Here is a 20167-nt window from a genome sequence, read left to right as displayed (position 1 = left end):
ATATGGATTTTTTTCTGCTTATGATTGCGCCTTTTTTACTTGTGGCGTTTTCACTCGGGATCTTATTCATGATGTTCTCAAGAGGGCAGGATAAGTTTTAATCGATCTTAACTAACAAAAAGAGGATATACAGCTGCATATCCCCTGAGCCACTCTATGAAAGTAATATCATTTTAACTCTTGAAAATTAACAATATATTCATCTAACTGTTGACTAAGATCAACTACCTTCTCATGCGTTAAACTTCCGCGTATATACGCCTCTTCTATCATTTCAATGCGTAATGCTTCAATTTTTTCTAATAATAGTAGTTCCATATCGCTTATTCACACCAATTCTGTTCAATAATGGTTTGTACACCTATTATAAAACAGGACGCTGTAAAAGGTAATGATTGGGTGGATAAACTTTATGACAAATTTGTGAAATATTATTTCAATATTAAATAATATTTCTGTTTTTTTGCACCTCCATGTCATTTGCTGGTGATGGGTAACTAACATGATCGAACTTAGTTGGATGGAACGACAAAGTTGTATTTTATACAACAATATGCAAGCTAATCCGTGTTTATCCACGAGAATATTGTAAAAAATACAACAATTCCAGCCTAAAATAGCTCTATAACCTTATAATAAGGCTAAATTTTTGTAGAGGACGGCCTTGTGTTAAGAAATTATTGAATGGATTGCAGATGCTCGTCGAGACGATCCCAAGTTTCAGTAATTCCTTGTTCCATTCCCATTTCCATGACGGTTTCGAGCGCTTCAGGTGAAGCGTATTTTGAGCGGCTGACAAGCTTCGTCTTGCCTTCATATTCTACAAAAGTCATCGTTATGTGAGACGACGGCATACCCTCCGTTTCATTCCCTTCGGCATCCGAGAAGTAATCGACGTAAACGACTTTCTCAGCCTCAACGATTTCATCATAGACTGCTTTGCCCCAAGATTCGTAACCGTAAAAATCCCCTTGGTTCTGATCGATACACTTCATGCAGTAATGCCAGATACCGCCCGGACGAAAGTCAACGTTGCAAACTGTAAGCGTCCAGCCACGAGGTCCCCACCAATGCTTTAGATGCTCAGCCTCTGAGAATGCTTTGAAGACAAGCTCGCGTGGCGCGTTAAAAACACGCTCCAAAATTAGTTCCTGACCCTCTACCTTGGAAATCATTTTGTTTGACATTGAAAATCCTCCTAAAATTTAGTTTTGTTTGTTTTGTTTGTTTTTCAGCTTCTGCAGGTAATTCTCCAGAGCGTCAAATCGTTCATCCCAGACACTGCGGTAGGTTTCAAGCCAAGCGTCCAGTTCTTGGAACGGCTCCAATCGGAGCTTGTAGTTCCGGCGATTGGCGACAGCCTCTACCTCGACTAGTCCGGCCTCAAGCAGGACACGCAGATGCTTCGAGGCTTGAGGCTGGCGAAGCCCAAGGCCATCGGCGATATCCCCTACTGTCAAGGGACCTTCTAACAGGTGTTCAACAATGCGTAAACGGTTGGGTTCGGCCAGTGCGTTAAATGTTGTGTTATCCATGATGATGTTTTCCAGTTCTAGTCAAGTCAGGCCACCTCGTTTCGTTAGCAAGTTACCTTATTTCTATTTACAATATACCTCTATCGGAATATTCCTGTCAAGGAATATTATAAAATTAATTTGTGAGTGTTTGGCGTAAAATCAACAATAAAATCAAAACAGAGTCAAAAAAAAAGAAGTGCGTCTAAGTGAACGCACTTCTTTCTATTTCCGATTATTTCCGGGAAGCTATTGAAATTAGTTAACCATATTTTACGAATGAAAGTCTTGTCCGGAACGAACTTCTTTGACATAGCCAGCGCGAATAACAAAATCGCCGAAATGCTCGTTTTCTTGCCGTTCCTTCGCATATTGATTAACAAGCGGTCGCAGCGACTCCAGAATCTCCACTTCGCCGATGTTTTCCTTATACAGCTTGTTTAGTCGGTTTCCGGAATGCCCACCGCCCAAATACATGTTGTATTTGCCTGGTGCCTTGCCAATGAACGCGATTTCTGCCAGCATTGGGCGAGCGCATCCATTCGGACAACCGGTCATGCGAATGACGATCTCTTTGTCACCCAAACCTGCTTCTTCCAACATCGGCTCGATTTTATCGATTAAGTCGGGCAGATAGCGCTCAGCTTCAGCCATCGCCATACCACAAGTCGGCAGAGACACGCAAGCCATAGAGCTTCTGCGCAATGCGGAGTACTGAAGTCCATCCGTAAGACCGTATTCTTTGATCAGCTCTTCGATCTTTTTCTTCTTCTGAGTGCTCACATTACCGATCACCAGATTCTGGTTCGCCGTAAGTCTGAAGTCCCCGTTGTGCACTTTGGCAATTTCACGAAGTCCGGTCATCAGCAGGTAATTATCCTCGTCTTTTACACGGCCGTTTTGAATAAACAGGTTGAAATGCCATTTCCCGTTACTTCCCTTAACCCAGCCATAGCGATCCCCGTTATGATCAAAATGGTATGGACGCGCCGCTTCGAGCTTCCAACCTAAACGAGCGGTTAGTTCACCAACGAACCAATCAATGCCGCGGTCATCAATGGTATATTTAAAACGTGCATGCTTCCGCACAGAGCGATCGCCATAATCCCGTTGAATCGTAACCGTCTTCTCCGCCAAATCAATTAGTTGATCAGGCGTGATGAATCCGATTACTTGGGCTACTTGCGGGTAAGTCAACGTATCACCATGGCTCATCCCCATACCGCCGCCTACGGATACGTTAAAGCCTTTTAGACGCCCATCTTCAACGATAGCAATGAAACCCAGATCCTGCGAGAATACATCCACATCATTGGAAGGCGGCACTGCAATACCGATTTTAAACTTACGCGGCAAATACACTTGTCCATAGATCGGCTCTTGCACTATGCCATCTTGGCTGTCCACTACCTTTTCGCCATCAAGCCAGATCTCGTGATAGGCTTTGGTTTGTGGATCAAGATGGTTGCTCACGCGGCAGGCCCATTCGTATACTTCAGCATGAACATCCGACTGGTAAGGATTCGGATTACACATGACGTTCCGGTTAACGTCACCGCACGCGGCTAGCGTACTTAACAACGAATCATTCACTTCACGGATTGTCTTCTTCAAATTCCACTTCAGCACGCCGTGAAGCTGGAAAGATTGACGAGTCGTCAGACGGATCGTACCGTTAGCATACTTCTGTGCAACCCCGTCCATCATCAACCATTGCTCTGGCGTAACGACACCGCCAGCAGCACGCACACGCAGCATGAACTGATAGGCCGGCTCCAGCTTCTGCTTCTGCCGTTCGTTGCGCAGATCCCTGTCATCCTGCATATAGCTTCCATGAAACTTCATCAAACGGTTATCATCCTCTGGGATGGACCCCGTAATTGTGCCTTTCAGCGTCTCTTCGAGACTCCCCCGCAAGTAATTGGTTCTCATTTTTATGTGTTCTACTTCACTGTGCGGCGCACTGTTCTTTGAAAGTAAATTGTTTTCTGACATATTGGCCTTTCTCCTCTCGCGATCTTTGGGATCTGAACTTAATAAACATCCCTCTGATAACGTTTTTGCTGTTGCATACGGGTCAAATACTCCGCTGCTTCCTCCGAGCTGAAGCCGCCCTCTTGTTCAATAATTGTTGCCAGGGTCGCATGGACGTCGTGTGCCATTTTCTTCTCGTCACCACATACGTACACGATTGCCCCTTCTTGAAGCCATTTATAGAGCTCGGCGCTCTTCTCAAGCATCCGATGCTGCACATATACTTTCTGGTCGGTATCGCGGGAGAATGCAACATCCATGCGCGTCAACACGCCATCCTTAAGCCACTTCTGCCATTCAATCTGATAAAGGAAATCGGTGGAGAAGTGCTGATCTCCGTAGAAGAGCCATGATTTGCCTTCGGCCCCAGTCTCTTCTCTTTCTCCTAGAAAGGCTCTGAATGGAGCGACGCCCGTGCCTGGTCCGATCATAATGATAGGTGTTTCCGAGTTCTCGGGAAGCTTGAAATTCGGATTGTTTTGAATGTAAACCGGCAGCGTTTCGCCAGACTTGATTCGTTCAGCGAGCTGCACGGAGCACACGCCGTAACGTTCTCTGCCTTGAGTCTCGTAACGCACCGTACGGACGGTAACGTGTACCTCATCTGGGAAAGCTTTGGAACTGCTTGCGATCGAGTAAAGTCGAGCAGGCATCTTACGAAGGATCGCTACGAACTCGCCCGCGGATACTCCCTTAAGAGAGTAATCCTGCACCAAATCTAATAAATCCCGCCCATTGATATACGTTTTAAGATCTTGCTCGCGTCCTGCAGCCAACAGCTCCTGCAGCCCATTGCTTGAGGTAAGCTTTGCAACTTGTTCCAGCAACGGCTTCGTCAATACAGTAATTTCATAATTATGAAGTAACGCCTCGCGTAATGAACGCTTGTCGCCATTTTTATTAATAGTAACGAGTTCCTCGGCTTTCCAACCCATGGCTTCGATCAATTCGTCCACAAGGCGAGGGTGGTTCTCCGGATAGATGCCTAAGCAATCACCCGGTTCATACTGAAGATTAGATCCCTCAAGGGATATCTCAATGTGGCGGGTTTCGCGGTCCGATCCACGACCATTCAGATTCAAATTCTCAAGAACCTCGGCTTGAAATGGATTTGTTCTCGAATATTCAGATTCAGTTCCACTTTCAACAGCCGCTTGGGCACCACTTACAGCAGTCGAGCCCGATGATGCTTCACTTAAAGAGCTTAAAACGGAACTCATCCACTCTGCAGCTGGCTCATCGAAATCCACGTCGCAGTCGACACGCGGCGCAAGGCGTTTGCCGCCAAGCTCTTCCAGACGTTTGTCGAAATCCTTACCTGTTTGGCAGAAAAGCTCGTAAGATGTATCTCCAAGTGAAAGCACGGAAAAACGCAGATCCTCCAATTTAGGAGCTCTCTTGCTATGAAGGAACTCATGGAAAGAAATAGCGTTATCCGGTGGATCTCCTTCTCCGTGGGTACTCACTAGAACAAGCAAGTTTTGAATCTTTTTCAAGTTATTCGACTTAAAGTCTGCCATCGAGGAGAGCGTTACCTGAAAGCCTAGCTCTTCTAGCTTTTTGGACATTTTCTTCGCTAACCCTTGAGACTTACCCGTCTGTGATCCGAAAAGTACAGTTACTTCTTTGGAGATTACAGGTGCATTCGTCGCTAGGGGAGCTACAGGAGCTGCACCAGAAGCCGTCACGACAGCCGATCCCTGAAGTGCCGCAAGATAACCGTTTAGCCAGATTCGTTGTGATTCCGTTAGTGTAGGAAGTAATCGATTAAGCAATTCTACTTGTTCCTGATTAAAAGGACTGTTTGTTACTTGAAGTACCAAGAATATCCACCTCTCATAGCCTGCAATGATATTATTTCCTATTATACATTTTTCTCATTATTTTCACTCTCTTGAAACTATCATGTATGTCGAAATAGGTCAATTAGAATGATCTTATGTGATCTATCAGTAATATTGATAAAGGGATAAAACCCTGGAAAAGTATAGACCGATATTACCACTCTTATACGAATACTATAGGATACAGGATTTAAGCAGAGGAGCTTCACCAATGAGATTTGTTACAGAAACGAGATTAAAACGATTGGAAGAATTGATCCAACTGATTCCTGAATATGATGAAAGAAGCCACGCTCTTCATCTGCTGAACTCGATTCGTAGTGATATCGATGATAACTATGCGGAAATTGAAAAACCGATTAGTTTAAGCGGCTTGAAGCGACGGCCAAACGGCCAGAAATAAAATAGCAAAAAAAAGCGACCCGCGGCTGCAGAGCGCTCGTTGAAAATTTTGACGTACTACATGGCTTCCAGTATGATGCCAGCCGTTTCCTCAATTGCTTTTTCGGTGACATCGATCACGGTACATCCAAGCTGCTTATACAATCCGAATGCATACTCCAGCTCTTCCGCCACTCTTTCTAATGCTGAATATTTAGCGCCAAATGGCAGCCCAACTGCTTTCAGCCGTTCCGTACGGATCTTCACAAGCTGTTCAGCACTCATCGTCAATCCGATCAATTTGCTTTTGTTAAGCGTAAACAACCCTTGTGGCGGCTTTACTTCCGGCACTAATGGATAGTTAGCTACTTTATAACCTTTATGCGCCAAATAAATACTTAGCGGTGTTTTCGACGTCCTTGAAACGCCCAATAGAACAATATGGGCTTGTTTTAGAGCGCTTGTGTCTTTTCCGTCATCGCTTTTAACAGCAAATTCGATCGCTTCGACCCGCTTATAATAATCTTCATCCATTTGGTGCAGTAACCCTGCTTTCCTTTTGGGAGAATCATTAAAAGTATCAATAAAAGCTTGCATGACAGGACCTAGGACGTCAATGCTAGTCACGTTTAAGCGAATCGCTTCTTGACGCATCATCTCTCTTAATTCCGGAAGAACGAGCGTATAAACAACAAAACTGCCAAGTCGGGAAGCTTCCTCCATCATACTTCGGATTTCTTCCTCCGTACGCATAGTTCCAAAACGCCTTACATGAACTTGACTGGCGTTAAATTGACGAATTGTAGCTTGAACAACCGTGTTTGCCGTTTCCCCAACCGAGTCCGAACAAACGAATATCGTATGGACTTTCTCCTCCACCCGTGAATACCTCCTAATTCGCAGCTAGTTCCAACATTAATTTGGTCATGGTTGTTTTCGTTATTCGTCCGATAACGCCATCTTTGTCTTGTTCTGAGTCCAAACTCACGACTGGCAGACTGTCAACTTGATGATGAATCATTTTTCGCGCAGCATCAATGACATGGTCCTCCGGACTTACCGTAACGATGTTCGGGTGTCTCGTCATCACAAGACTAATCGGCATGGTAGGAGCACCCGCATTGCCTAACGTTACCTTTAACAAATCTTTTCTAGAGACAATACCAACTAATGCACGATTACTGCTCACAATCATCAGAGTACCCACATTCTCAAGAAACAGAGAGACGACGGCATCATTCACCGTAGCTGTTTCTTGAAGAACGACAGGTAAAACCCATAACATCTTTAACATAAATGCCATCCAGCTTTTTGTACGATGATTCTTCACGTTCCAGCGTTTTTCCGAGAAAATAACCAACCTTTGGCTTCGCATCCAAATAACCTAGCATAACAAGCAGGGCAAGGTCGGAACGAATGGTAGGACGAGCGATTCCGAGCATTTCCGCTAGGTTTTCTCCGGTAATCGGAGCATGTTTTTTTACGCGTTCAATGATTTCCATTTGACGGGATGTAAGTTCTATCGTATTTCCCTCCCCGAACTTTCATGTTCATCCCCATTTTAACCGATTTTCTCGCTATATCAAATGGCTTGAGCTACCTTTTGTTCACCGATAATACCATGCAAGATGAACGCTTGTGCTGCAGCTATTCGAGCCAAAGGAATTCGGTAAGGGGAACAGCTGACATAATCCAATCCGGTCAAGTGGCAAAAGAAAATCGACTCTTTATCTCCGCCATGCTCCCCGCATATGCCAGTTTTGAGCGACGGCTTAACGAGCCTACCCGCATTCACAGCTAAGTCAATCAATTGTCCGACTCCTTCTGTGTCAAGCACTTGAAACGGATTATGCGGAAGAAGCTTCTGATCGACATAGTGGGTTAGAAATTTACCCTCCGCATCGTCACGGCTATAACCATACGTCATTTGAGTCAAGTCATTGGTGCCAAAAGAGAAGAAATCGGCATAAGCCACAATTTGGCGTGCAGTAAGAGCCGCTCGTGGTACCTCTATCATGGTCCCGACCTTGTAAGGACAATCACGAAGTTTGTCTTTGCCCAGCACCTGTTCCGCAACAAAGTCAACAAGCTCCCTCAAAATTTTCAGTTCATTGGCATGGCCCACGAGTGGAATCATGATTTCCGGAAGAACTCGGATGCCTCTGTCGATACAGCTTGAAGCTGCACGGAAGATGGCTTCTATCTGCATATCATAAATCTCCGGATATACAATTCCCAATCTGCAGCCCCGCTGACCGAGCATAGGGTTAGACTCATGGAGCGATTGCACTTTGCGGAGAAGGTGTGCGATCTCTTCTCTTTCTAAGTCTGACGCACCTTTATCATAAGTTAATTGGGTATGTCTTTTTTGCAGATCTTCGAGGTTCGGTAAAAACTCATGCAAAGGCGGATCCAGCAACCGGATCGTTACCGGAAGGCCATCCATTTCCTCGAACATACCATCAAAATCCGACTGCTGCATAGGGAGCAGCTGTACAAGAGCCTGCAAGCGATCCTCTTTGTCATCCGCGAGGATCATTCGTTGAACAACAGGCAGACGAGTTGGCGAGAAAAACATATGCTCAGTACGGCATAAACCGATCCCTTCGGCTCCTAATTGTCTCGCGATTCTCGCATCGTGCGGATTATCCGCATTGGCGAATACTTTCAGTGAACGAATATCATCCGCCCACTTCAGCATAACAAGAAGTTCATCCGTCATTCTCGCTTCATGTAAAGGCATGGCACCGATAATGACGCGCCCGCTTGCACCATCTAGTGTAATCCAATCTCCTTCTTCTACGATCCTGCTTCCCGCAAACATCCGCTTCTCATCAAGCACAATTCGGACTTCTTCGCAGCCGCATACGCAAGGTTTACCCATTCCCCTTGCCACAACAGCGGCATGGCTCGTCATCCCTCCGCGGCTCGTGAGCACGCCTTCCGATGCGATCACGCCATGAATATCTTCGGGTGTTGTTTCGTTTCTTGCAAGAATGACCGTCTTGCCGGCACGGCTCCATTCTGCAGCCGTGTCTGCGTCAAAGACAAGCTGCCCAACCGCTGCTCCTGGCGAAGCAGGAAGTCCTTTGGCCAACACATCCTTTACAGCCTCTTCATCAATACCTCTGTGCAGCAGTTGATCAAGATGTGACACTTCGATGCGTTCAACGGCTTCCTGCTTAGTCAATAAACCTTCATGGACTAAATCGACGGCAATTTTGAGCGCAGCTTGGGCGTTTCGTTTCCCGTTTCGTGTTTGCAGCAGGTAAAGCTTATTATTTTCAACCGTAAACTCAATATCCTGCATATCTTTGTAATGCTTCTCTAACTGCTTGGATGCCCCAAACAGCTGCTCATAAATCAGGGGCATTTCGCTTTTCAGCGCGGCAATCGCAAGCGGTGTTCTGATGCCTGCAACCACATCTTCCCCTTGTGCATTAATCAGGTATTCACCGAAAAATGTATTCTCACCCGTGGATGGGTTTCTCGTAAAGACAACGCCTGTGCCGCAGCTGCTGCCCATATTGCCAAATACCATGCTCTGAATGTTAACGGCTGTCCCCTGTTCATCTGGAATCCGATTTATTTTGCGGTAAATCTGAGCTCTTTGATTGTTCCATGACTTGAATACAGCCTCGACGGCCATTCGCAGCTGCTCGTAGACATGCTGTGGAAAAGCTAGGCCTGTTTTAGCCATAATACACTTTTTGTAATCTTCGATAAGACCCTTCCAACCGTCAGCTGTAACATCCTGATCTTGCTGGGCGCCCTCTTTCTCTTTCAAACGGTGCAGCAGCTGCTCGAAATGATAGGCTTCAATGCCAAGCACCACGTTTCCAAACATCTGCATCAAGCGACGGTAGCAATCATAAGCGAACTTTTCATTGTTCGTAAGAGCAGCCAACCCTTGAACCGTTACGTCGTTGAGACCGAGATTCAAAATAGTATCCATCATACCCGGCATCGAAGAGACAGAACCGGATCGTACGGAAACAAGAAGTGGGTTGTTCGCATCCCCGAACGTTTGTCCCTTCTGTTTCTCTAACTGCTTGAGAGCTGCTGCAATTTGTTCAAGCAGTTCCTCTGAGATCCGATTACCAACCTTAAAAAAAGCTAAGCAGGCCTCGGTCGTAATGGTGAAACCCGGTGGTACGGGAAGGCCGGCACGTGTCATCTCAGCGAGATTAGCCCCCTTTCCTCCCAGTAAAGCTTTCATTGAAGCATTTCCCTCCTGAAAGGGTACCACTTGTTTCTGAATCATTATTTGTTAGCCTCCTTATTTTTATCGATACATAGGGTTGAATTGCACAAACCATAGAATTTTTTATATCCGTCCGTAGGTAACGTTGCAATCACTTCATTACATGATTTACAAATGATAACACCCAGATCATACCGATGAATGGCCGCCAATGTTACATGGTTTGTGTTAGACATTTCGTTTCCCCCTTTAGTTGTGTGCTTTCAGCACGTGACATATGAGCTACTAAATCAATGACTCGGTTTGTGTAACCCCATTCGTTGTCATACCAGGCCAGGAGCTTAATTTGGTTTTCGTGCGTCATAATGCTAAGACCGTCGATGATGGCAGATTTCTCATTACCTATATAATCCGCAGAAACAAGCGGCAATTCATTATAGTCAACAAAGGTTCCTATTTGCCCAGCAATCGCCTTTTTAATGGCGAACTTCACATCATCAACGCTAACTTTACGGCCAACCACCACTTGAAGATCTAACAGAGAAACATCTTGTGTTGGCACGCGAACGGACACGCCTTGAATTTGGGATGCGAGATGAGGAATCACATCGATTAGTGCTTTCCCCACGCCAGTTGAAGTCGGAATAATAGAATTGGTGCATGCCCTCGCGCGTCGAAGATCTTTATGCGGGTTATCCATATGATTTTGATCATTCGTAAAAGCATGAACCGTTGTCATCCAACCCTGTTTAACAGAAAAAGCTTCGTCTAGGATATGTAGAACTGGTGCGATACAGTTGGTTGTACAGGAAGCTGCAGATACCAAGCGATGCTGCTTAGGATCATACTTCTCTTCATTCACACCCATGACAACTGTGAGGTCCATGTTCGTTCCAGGTGCAGTAATCAAAACTTTCTTGGCTCCAGCAAATAAATGTCGTTCAACACCATGCCGATGATTGAATTTTCCGGTTGCATCCACAACCAATTCAACACCATAATCCTCCCACGGCAATAAATCCGGTTCTCTTTCACAAATGACGGAAATCAGCTTTCCGTTAATCCTCATTAAGTTGTCATTTAACACATCAATTTTCGCGTCCCATGTGCCATGAACCGAATCATATTTCAACAAATGGGCCAATACATGAATGGGGCTTGTTGAGTTAATCACGTTGACTTCAAACTCCTGCTGTTTCTCGGCCAATGCTTTTCTTAAACAAAGCCTTCCGATTCTACCTGTACCACTAATTCCAACTCGCATCTCCATCCTCCAATTCGTTATTTAGTATGTCATAAATGTATCATAAGGTTATATAATGTACAATATATATTTTTAAGTTCACAAAAATATCATTATTTATCACTATTAAAGGGATAAATTTTATATATGACGTCATATATAATGTCATATTTGATACACAAAAGGACCTAAGGCTCCGCCTCAGGTCCTTTTGTGTAACTTATACTTTTGGCTCATGAAGAGAGCTGGGATGGGGTTCCAACCAATTCTTGAAATCGTCTTACATTGTAAGCGCCTTTTCGGCGCTTAACGGCCGGCTTCGCGCAGCGCGACAGGCTGTAAGCACTTTTTCGACGCTTAACGGACGGTCCTGAGCCGCCTCTGCTAATTGCTGAACGCCTACCGGCTTGGTCATGGGAGGCGGCAACAACCATTAGCACCGTATGCAAAGCATAATTGGTTGTTTTTGATAATTTCATAATCTTACCTTGATTATAGACTTAATATATCTAAAATGATTGAAGATACGTCAAGATATGCCTCTCTCCAAAAAGACTTGATCAAACAGTATCATCCGGAATATGGGATATGGATAAAGGGTAACAATGGAGAGACGGGACTTGGTTTAGCTATTTCCCGGGCAATTTTTGTAAGAGACAACATACATTTTTAGCACTCAATGATTGTGCTGTCTTGTTTAAGAGTAAAATATATTGTTTAATATTTACTTAAAAGACTAATTTCGGAATTCGAGGCGAGTGAAAGCGATGCAAATGGGAAAACGTAAAGACAAATGGAACGACCTGTTCGAACTGGCCATGTATGTGACTGCCGCAGTCTGCATTGTTTATTTTTTGGTGAAAGGCAACCAAGCAAAGATGCTTCAGGCCGTTTTGATTGTTGCTGTGCTGCTGATCATCCGAATCGTGGTCAAAGTCACAAAAACCACAATGTTTGCCGCGTTGCGCTTTTCCGTCTTATTGTTCATTTTTGTCACAATGTTTATGGCAAACGAGTTTGGATTTTACAAAGTAATCCCTTACCTGGATAAAATCGAGCATCTCTTTTCGGGCTTGATCCTTTGCTTCGTTGGTTTATTGATTTATATGAAAGCAAGTAACGGCGAGAAAAAGGCCGTGCCGAGTGCGCAAGTTGCCGTGTGGTTTTGCCTTTTCTTTTCCATCGCCATGGCCGGCGTTTGGGAAATATACGAGTTCACGACAGACGGTCTATTCGGCCTCCATTCGCAAAACGGAAGCTTGGTCGACACGATGACGGATATCATTTGCGGAACCATAGGCGCCGTATTGACCAGTATTTATCTAGCTTTCAAGGCGAAGCGGAGAAAAATGCCACTGATTGACGTGCAATCCTGACCGTGAACGGGGTATATGTGCTAACAAAAATAGACCAATCTAAAGTCTGATTGACTTAGATTGGTCTATTTGGCGTTATTCCTCAAAGCTCGTGCTCAATTCGTTAGACGTACCTGCAAATAAGCCAGCTTGTGCTACTTCTTTGGAGTCCCTACTCGCCAAAGTTCTTGAATTCTGCTCCCGCTTTGTGAGTTCGAAGCCTGAATGCTACTTCCATTGGATTAACTCCAACGGAAGTAGGGATTAGACAGCCTAGAAACCAATTTCATTGGAACTATTCCAATAAAATTGCGATTTTTGAAGTCTGACACCCGATTCCATTGGAAATTTCCAATGGAGGTATTAATTTCATGCTGAATTCAAATGTTCCAGCTAATCTTATCGTTGAATCCCGATGGTCACAATTTCACAAGGACCTGTCGGCAAAGACATTTGGCTTCCCGCGTCAGCTTCAATACTTGTGCCATGTACTTCCATAATCGTACTCTTATAGAAGGAGTATAGAGGTATGTTGGAACTTAGCTTGAGCTCAGTGTTTTGGGAACTCATGTTGTACCAACGGAGCAGCAGATCGCCAGTTCCTTCATTCATTTTCATGGAGGAAAAGGCCATCTTATCGCCTTCCCAACGGAATGGTGCATACGTAGGTGCGATGCGCCCAGAGTGAATGCCAGTTTGACATAACGTCCACGGAATTTGGAACTGGTAGGCTTGCTCGTAAGCGCCGTATTGTTCGCCTTCGCCGCTATACGGAATGATGGTCATTCGGACGGTGTGCTCGCCCAGACACTGCGCTTCCGGCGTCGGGAACAAGCCCCAGTCGCCCAGCTCGCCAACTGCGCGAAGCAGCGTCACGGCAATCGTATTGCGTCCGTCGCGCAGAACTTCGTATTCGTTCAATCCGAGGTTAGCAACAACAAGACCAGCCTCCGCCTCACTTACATCAATGAATGCCTGTTGATGCTGCGTATTGCTTGGATTTTCCCATTCAGCAGTCGGCGTGTTGTCGCGCTGCGGGATTTCAAACATAGAGTCGACGCGGTGAACCTGTGTATTCAGATCCGATGGGAACAACATCCGTAAACGGTGATCTTTGGCCTGATTGTTGAAGGATGCCTCGATCTCTACCCCTTTGCCGCCGCGGCTCAGACTGACAATAGTACGGATCTGCATAGGTACCATGCGAGCTGATCGCTGCGCTTTTCTGTGCGGATAGTAAATCAAATCGCGCTGCTCTTCTTCCAGTAATTCGTCCGCTGACGCAGGGATTTCCCAGTCGTGTACAATTTCAATAGATGCCTGATAGGGCGTATCTTTTAACACACGGATTTGTGCAGCTAAACCATATGTTGTAAGCGGCGTCTCGCCATCCGGTTGTTTGTACATATATTCGTTGCCAATATCCCCAGTATTCTCATACACGCCTAAATCCCGGTAAGATCGGCCATTCTTCTTATCTGTCAACGTGAATGAACCGTTATCCGCAATTTCGATCTTAAGCGATTCATTCTCCAGTACCCGGTCTCCCACTAACAGCGAAGAAGCCGAAATTACATCTTCCCTTTTAACCCATGCGTACGTCTTCAGCCCTAAAGCAGGAACCTTCTCCGCTTCAAAAGTCAGCTTCACTTTACGGCACATATATGGCTGACGGAACTTGTCGTCCGGCAAATCGTAACCGAATTGCAGCCCGAGATCTTCAAACGTGCATGCTGCGACATTCCCCAGCTCGTCCACGAGCGTACGGCCCGAAAGATCCGCCGCCTTCGCAAAACTGCTTGCTTCTTCAAGCGTGTATCCATCACGGAAATACAAACGCAAGGCATCTACCTCGATACTCACGACGCCGGTACGCTCCCAACCGGAGGTATTAAAAACAACGACCGGCAGGGCGCTTTCGCCCGCTTGCGCAAAGCTCGACGTATCGATCGCTTCAGCAATCGCTCGTTTGCTGTCATCAACGATCGCTTCCGCCACATGCCGGCTTTTCTCGAATCGTGTCACCATTTCCCGGTGTACTTCGTCCACGGAGCAGCCGCAAATGCTATCGTGCGGATGATTCTGCATTAATGTTTTCCAAGCATACGTGAACAGATGATGCGGGTATTTCTCCCCAACTTCGAGGACATGTGTGAAAGCGGCCAGCGGTTCAGCCACTTTTTCCAGCATCGCTTGCCCCAGCTGATTCATTTGCTTCAAGTAAACACGAGCTGAAGCGGTGTTCACGAGCGTAGACCAACCGTCTGTCCGTTGACTGCGCAGCTCACCTTTTACCGTAGAAAGCTCATGCTTCAAGGAACGCTGAACAGCCTGTAAGTAATCGATAAAATTCGAGTGAACAAAGGTCGTATCCGGATACAGCTCACGCGCAGCTTGAATCGCTTCAGGCAAATCCAACTGAACCGGCTGATGGTCACAGCCATTCATAAAGAGCAGCTCGCCAGTCGATGCGTATTTCTCCGCGTCTGCTAGCTTCCGCTCCCAGAATGCTTTCGCTTCTTCCCGGTCTACAGGGATTTCATTGCCGTTCGAATACCAGTTGGCAAACAGAATACCGAGCACTTGGGAACCATCAGGTCCTTCCCAAAGCAGTTCCGAGAATGACGATTCATAATCACCGTCAGAAACAGTATTATTAAAGCCAGTCGGCTTCACGCCGCGGCCAAATAATGCATTCGTGATCCCGGACTGCTGCATCAATTGCGGCGTTTGGCCTACCAGTCCGAACGTATCGGGAAAATAACCGATCTTCGATACATCGCCATATTTCTTCGCATCTTGATGCCCGATCTGCATATTTCGTACATTGGCTTCGCCGCTGGTCAGAAACGCATCCTGCAAAATATACCACGGACCTATTAAAATACGGCCGTCCTGAATAAATTTGGTCAATCGATCCTTTTGATCCGGTCGGACTTGGAGATAGTCCTCCAGAATGATCGTTTGTCCGTCCAAAAAGAAGCTGCGATAATTCGGATCCTGATCCATTTTATCCATCAGTGTATCTACTAGCTTTACGAGACGAACATGATGTTTCTCATATGGTAAATACCATTCCCGATCCCAATGGGTATGGGAAATGATATGAGCGGTTCTCTTGGTGCTCATCGTTTAACTCCTTTCAATATGGACTTCCTCCGGACGATATACAGAGATGAGATTGCCGTGCGCATCTGCAGCAAAGAGAACGGAACGCTCTTTCTCTAGCGTAAATGCATAAGTTACCTCGCTATCCGTATCCTTCACTTCGACATCCACGTTCCATGCAAATTCAGATACGAATACATACAGGAAGCCTTTCTTAAAGCTTAACTTCCTCCCGTAGACACCTGCAATGTCGCCGCCTTGCAGCCAATGCAATCCGCTTTCACAGCCCGCGGCATCGATGGCATAACGATACAGGCGGGCGACCGTGTCCAGTCGTTCGTTTAATTCAACGGGCAGCGGACTCCAAATGAGTCTGCCTTTGCCCAGCGGAATATCGACAACCGCATCGCTTGCGCTAGCAGACTCTGTTCCCGCGCCTGAATGTCCAGTCCGCACTTCTTTTACGACTTCAGCTATACGACGCTTGTCAAAGGATACCGGGAGCGCTGCACCTTGCAGTTGAAGCATTTCTTCGCGGCGTACATTGTGAAGCTCGGCAGCACCTAGCTCATCGATTAGACGCGGCGTTTGTTTCCAATACGCATCAATGCTGATCGGACCTGTCGCAAGCAGCGTCGCACCCGTACGCTGTATGATATCTACAAGCTTCGTCCAAGCTTGGTCATCAACATTATGCGCGCTCGGCAGAAGGATCAGCTTCGCCGGTTGTTCCTCCAGCGCAGCCAAATGATATTCCGATGCCGAACGGAACGGCATCTTCATTTGATACGACAGAACGCGCGTCATTCTAGTCGTCGCATCAAACGCCAATTTCCGGTTGGAAAAATCGTTCGAATAAGGGAAAATCGCGACGATATCCTCCAACGCCCGATCCTGGAACAAATCTCTGATTTCATCCATAAACCGCCCGAAATCGTAAGACACATCAGCCTCCGGCTTCTCTGTGCCGTCAGCCCGAAGCGCACCGATATGCGACTCGTTCGCATTATCCATATAAAAATTAGTATTCCAAATCCAATGAATAGCACCGGCGCCTCCGGTGGCAAATGCATAAGCATATTTGCGCTCCAACAGGCAGCGCAGTTCGTTCTCGGAACGTTTAGCGCGTCCATCCGGTGTCTCCACATACATGATGCCTGTTTCTTGAATGACATTCGGCTTATTCGCTGTTTTGGCAAAAATGCCGTCCCAAACGAGGTTATCGTTCAGCCACCAAGAGTGCACGGTTGTATAGTCCACCGCCTCCTCATAAAACAAAGGAGAAGGCCGCTGCACGCCAAGCGCTTCATCTTGACCAACCACCACGAGATGATTCGGACTAATCTCTTTAATCGTATTGTAGAGCTCTTTGGCCCAGCGGTTATGCATCTCCATTGAGAACAAGCAGTAATCCAGCCAACGCGTTCCTTTCTTGCCCTTATGCATATCCTGCACATCGAAATTGATTTCTCCAGCCTCGGGAATAGCTGCCGCTTCAAAAGTCGGAAGCTGTTCAGGCGACATATTCCACCGTTCCTGAAGCAATTCGATACGGCCATGACGCAGCTTAAGCCACTCTACAAAAGCCTGCCGTTCGTAGATATCCCGGGTGGAACGCGGTCCCTCGGAAAAAATTAGAGCAGGATCAAACATAGAAGGCTCGTTAATCAAATCCCAATCCACATGCGTCGTTGCACGGTGACGCGAAACAATGGAGCGGATAAACCGCTTCTGCGCCTCTACGCTTTGCGGATCGAGATAAGGGTTAACCCCTTCCCAAGTTTCTGGCGTAAAGGAGAAGAAGGTGAACGTTACCTGGAGATTGTGCTTCTTAGCCGTTAAGAAGAAAGCATCAATAGCTCGCAGAACTTCTTCGGAAGCATGTCCATCCACCTGCATGATATTGCGGTAAGCCGTCCAAATCCCTGTTCGGATCCAATTAATGCCCGCTTTGGCCATTTGGGCCATATCTCGATCCCAGACATCGCTATTGGGCAGGAACAAGAATTTGCGAGCGACATCAGAGGTCATATACGTCATGCCGACGATCGGCAGTGGACGTCCGTCCTTGATGAAATAATCGCGATCACAGGTAATCGGTTGTCCCTCCGCGAGCAGCAAAGGGTCGTGCCCCCAGAAGCCTTGGCGAAGCACGCGAAGCTCTCCATCCTCAGACGTTGCCATGCATGTCACATGATATAAACCACGTTGTATATCAAGTGGTACCGGAATGCGCACCACGTTGAATTCTTTATTCACTTCGGCTGTCAAACGATGGGTCCACACGTTCTGTTCGCCACTCTCATGCGCTACACGAAGATCAAGTGTCCATTGCTTAGAGACAGCTCCAGCTTCGATCCCTCCGATAAGCTGAGTTTGGAGCGCCAGCATGGCATGCTCTCCCGGCTCGAAGCTGGCATAATTCGGCTTGATCCACAGCTCCGTAACACCATTGGCGCAAAATGCGGCCCACCCCATCAAGGCTTGGGCACCGCCTTCGCTCCAAAACGAAGGACTAAGCGGTACGTTGACAAACATCCAACGCGAACCGATAAACGCGCCGCGCGAGTTTTCCCAAAGAACAACAGGCGCAGCTATTTCACGGCCTTCTTTACTGATGCTTTTCAAAAGCGGATAAATCTGTGTGCTCATGGTACCCGCAGCGCCCATTTGATCGGGCAGATCGCTGTTGCGTGTCGTATGTGGAACCAGATTCCACGTATCTGCAAGCGCGAACATCGATTCCTGCCCTTGAAGCAGCGGCAAGGTTTCTAACGCTGTATAGGAGCGCATTGGAACGGCTTCAACACGAAGTATTTCATGAATGTACAACTGCTGATGATAGGCGGTCTGCTCCGACTCTATATGCCAGCCATCCACTTCCCGGCGCACCGGACGCTTGAAGGCTGCGCCGCCAATACTAAGCAGCCCGCCGCCGCGTTGCAAGAATGCAAGGATCTCCGGCCATGCGGACTTAGGGAAATACGGGGCATGCAGATTAACAAAGCATCCACCAACCGCCGACCTGAGAGCTTCTCCAAGTGCATCGGCGCCTACAACAACAGCACCTAGCGCCGTGAGTAGATCGGTATTCACTTCACTAGAATTACTGATCGGAAATGTGGCATCATAGAAAATAATGACCGGTCGACTCATAGTAAACCATCCTTCATCGCTTTATACACCAACTGGGAGAATAAGCTGTTCGACCAGGCGAACCATTTCCGCGTAAAAATCGTTGGATCATCGACATGAAAGCCCTCGTGCATAAACCCGGTGTCTGCATCCGTTGCTTCAAGCATCGCGATCATCGCCAGCTTCTCTTCATCTGTGGAAGCCGTCAAGCCTTGCATGGACAAGGCCATATGCCAAATGTAATCGTCCGGCGTATGCGGACTGCCGATGCCTCTGGCAACTTTGCCTTCGAAATAAAACGGATTCTCTTTGCTTAACGCGAATCGTCTTGTGTTCTGATAGATCGGATCATCCGCCGATACATAACCCAGATACGGAATTGACATCAGCCCTGGCGTGCCCGCATCATCCATTAAGCAGTAGTTGCCGAAGCCGTCTGTCTCATAGGCATAAATCGGCCCAAACGCGGGATGACGATAGATACCATACAGCTGGATTCCATGGTCAATATCCGCTTCAAGGGCTTTCAGGTCATGGAGGAAGTCCATATCCCTGAACACCCATTCTGCAAATTCTTGCATATGGCGAAGGGCCACAACCGCGAACATATTCGCTGGAATATTATAATGAAAGTCGCAGGCATCGTCACTTGAACGAAAGCCTGACCATACCATGCCCGTGTAATTCACCGGCATCCCCATCCCGTTATTGCGCAGTGAATCCGTCGGAATTCCGTTATTGCGCATGAAACGATAAGGCGACTTTTCAAAGTGATATTGCTCCGTCTTAAACAATTCGTAGATTTTAAACATCGCAGCTTTAAATCCCGCATCGAAAATATCCGTTAACTCCGTTTCCTTCCAATACGCATAAGCAAGCCGCATCGAGAAGCATAACGAATCCAGTTCAAATTTACGTTCCCATACCCATGGCGACATTTCCGTTTGATCCGCCTTGTTCCAGTGCCAATCGTTCGCTGATTCGTTAAACGCATTGGCATACGGATCGATATGAATATATTGGATATGACGCTTGATTAAGCCGCTAATGATGCGCTGCAGATCGGAATCCTGTTTGGCAAATGGCACATAGTGCATGACTTGTTCCACAGAATCGCGCAGCCACGACGCAGGGATATCTCCGGTGATGACGAAGGTCGTGCCATCCTCCATCAATTTGGTCGTCGTCTCTAATGTATTAGGAAAACAATTTTTAAATAGCTGCAGCAGCTTCGGACGATGCGCCAGCTTCTCTTCGGCTTCCAGCAATACTTCTTGGATAGCCTTTGGCAGCTCCAGTTTCGGCATCGGAATTTTCGGCAGTCTGAATTGTTCCACGGTAAGTCCTCC

At 46.7% G+C, this 20167-nt stretch carries 16 protein-coding genes and 1 pseudogene; 3 read left to right on the top strand and 14 right to left on the bottom strand.

Translation table 11 applies throughout. The annotated features are described in order from the left end of the window. The first annotated feature begins 2 nt into the window (after positions 1 to 2). Positions 3 to 101 carry a cytochrome bd oxidase small subunit CydS family protein gene (gene cydS / locus QFZ77_RS37840; RefSeq protein WP_373463701.1) on the top strand — a complete coding sequence of 33 codons (99 nt, stop codon included), beginning with the start codon at positions 3 to 5 and terminating at the stop codon, positions 99 to 101. A 67-nt stretch (positions 102 to 168) separates the two neighbouring features. Here cydS and QFZ77_RS16840 read toward each other — a convergent pair whose 3' ends face one another. The 5 genes from QFZ77_RS16840 to QFZ77_RS16820 form a co-directional block, all read right to left on the bottom strand. Then, positions 169 to 318: an aspartyl-phosphate phosphatase Spo0E family protein gene (locus tag QFZ77_RS16840; protein WP_307441196.1), complete on the bottom strand. Its 150-nt coding sequence runs from the start codon at positions 316 to 318 to the stop codon at positions 169 to 171. Between the two features lie 359 nt (positions 319 to 677). Beyond that, the gene (locus QFZ77_RS16835) at positions 678 to 1187 is read right to left on the bottom strand and encodes an SRPBCC domain-containing protein (RefSeq protein WP_307441194.1); all 510 of its coding nucleotides are present in this window, start codon (positions 1185 to 1187) and stop codon (positions 678 to 680) included. Between the two features lie 18 nt (positions 1188 to 1205). Beyond that, complete coding sequence (locus QFZ77_RS16830) at positions 1206 to 1535, bottom strand: ArsR/SmtB family transcription factor (protein WP_307441193.1); 330 nt, start codon at positions 1533 to 1535, stop codon at positions 1206 to 1208. Positions 1536 to 1787: 252 nt separating this feature from the next. Then, complete coding sequence (gene cysI / locus QFZ77_RS16825; protein WP_307441191.1) at positions 1788 to 3509, bottom strand: assimilatory sulfite reductase (NADPH) hemoprotein subunit; 1722 nt, start codon at positions 3507 to 3509, stop codon at positions 1788 to 1790. A gap of 38 nt (positions 3510 to 3547) precedes the next feature. Further along, complete coding sequence (locus tag QFZ77_RS16820; RefSeq protein WP_307441189.1) at positions 3548 to 5371, bottom strand: assimilatory sulfite reductase (NADPH) flavoprotein subunit; 1824 nt, start codon at positions 5369 to 5371, stop codon at positions 3548 to 3550. A gap of 232 nt (positions 5372 to 5603) precedes the next feature. Between QFZ77_RS16820 and QFZ77_RS16815 the strand changes: the two genes are divergently transcribed. Beyond that, the gene (locus QFZ77_RS16815) at positions 5604 to 5795 is read left to right on the top strand and encodes a hypothetical protein (protein ID WP_307441188.1); all 192 of its coding nucleotides are present in this window, start codon (positions 5604 to 5606) and stop codon (positions 5793 to 5795) included. A gap of 56 nt (positions 5796 to 5851) precedes the next feature. Here QFZ77_RS16815 and QFZ77_RS16810 read toward each other — a convergent pair whose 3' ends face one another. The 6 genes and pseudogenes from QFZ77_RS16810 to QFZ77_RS16785 all read right to left on the bottom strand — a co-directional run bounded on the left by QFZ77_RS16810 (position 5852) and on the right by QFZ77_RS16785 (position 11699). Further along, on the bottom strand, positions 5852 to 6652 hold the full coding sequence (locus QFZ77_RS16810) for a pyruvate, water dikinase regulatory protein (protein ID WP_307441186.1): 801 nt from the start codon (positions 6650 to 6652) through the stop codon (positions 5852 to 5854). A 13-nt stretch (positions 6653 to 6665) separates the two neighbouring features. Beyond that, positions 6666 to 7275, bottom strand: a pseudogene (locus QFZ77_RS16805) (helix-turn-helix transcriptional regulator). An 80-nt stretch (positions 7276 to 7355) separates the two neighbouring features. Further along, a complete protein-coding gene (gene ppdK, locus QFZ77_RS16800) occupies positions 7356 to 10037 on the bottom strand; it encodes a pyruvate, phosphate dikinase (protein ID WP_307441184.1) in 2682 nt (893 codons plus the stop codon). Beyond that, positions 10037 to 10213, bottom strand: a complete 177-nt coding sequence (locus tag QFZ77_RS16795; protein ID WP_171689955.1) for a GapA-binding peptide SR1P — start codon at positions 10211 to 10213, stop codon at positions 10037 to 10039. Before QFZ77_RS16795 ends, ppdK begins: the two co-directional genes overlap by 1 nt. Continuing rightward, positions 10192 to 11247: a type I glyceraldehyde-3-phosphate dehydrogenase gene (gene gap, locus QFZ77_RS16790; protein WP_307441182.1), complete on the bottom strand. Its 1056-nt coding sequence runs from the start codon at positions 11245 to 11247 to the stop codon at positions 10192 to 10194. The genes QFZ77_RS16795 and gap overlap by 22 nt, the downstream gene beginning before the upstream one ends. 206 nt (positions 11248 to 11453) lie before the next feature. After that, positions 11454 to 11699: a hypothetical protein gene (locus tag QFZ77_RS16785; protein WP_307441180.1), complete on the bottom strand. Its 246-nt coding sequence runs from the start codon at positions 11697 to 11699 to the stop codon at positions 11454 to 11456. A gap of 288 nt (positions 11700 to 11987) precedes the next feature. On the opposite strand from QFZ77_RS16785, the gene QFZ77_RS16780 reads away from it, so the two are divergent. Beyond that, positions 11988 to 12596, top strand: a complete 609-nt coding sequence (locus QFZ77_RS16780; protein ID WP_307441178.1) for a DUF2238 domain-containing protein — start codon at positions 11988 to 11990, stop codon at positions 12594 to 12596. A 378-nt stretch (positions 12597 to 12974) separates the two neighbouring features. Here the strand turns inward: QFZ77_RS16780 and QFZ77_RS16775 are convergent, their stop codons facing one another. Genes QFZ77_RS16775 through QFZ77_RS16765 form a run of 3 tightly spaced genes read right to left on the bottom strand, consistent with a single transcriptional unit; the run spans position 12975 to position 20155 of the window. Further along, positions 12975 to 15704: an alpha-mannosidase gene (locus QFZ77_RS16775; RefSeq protein ID WP_307441176.1), complete on the bottom strand. Its 2730-nt coding sequence runs from the start codon at positions 15702 to 15704 to the stop codon at positions 12975 to 12977. Between the two features lie 3 nt (positions 15705 to 15707). Beyond that, positions 15708 to 18839 (bottom strand): beta-galactosidase, encoded by a 3132-nt coding sequence (locus QFZ77_RS16770; RefSeq protein WP_307441175.1) that lies wholly within the window; start codon positions 18837 to 18839, stop codon positions 15708 to 15710. Continuing rightward, positions 18836 to 20155 (bottom strand): glycoside hydrolase family 125 protein, encoded by a 1320-nt coding sequence (locus tag QFZ77_RS16765; RefSeq protein WP_307441174.1) that lies wholly within the window; start codon positions 20153 to 20155, stop codon positions 18836 to 18838. The genes QFZ77_RS16770 and QFZ77_RS16765 overlap by 4 nt, the downstream gene beginning before the upstream one ends. Between the last annotated feature and the right edge of the window lie 12 nt (positions 20156 to 20167).

Origin of the sequence: Paenibacillus sp. V4I3 (assembly GCF_030817215.1) — a bacterium.
GTDB lineage: Bacteria > Bacillota > Bacilli > Paenibacillales > NBRC-103111 > Paenibacillus_E.
Note: the sequence above shows the minus strand (reverse complement) of the source record. Positions and strands in the feature narration are given on the sequence as shown.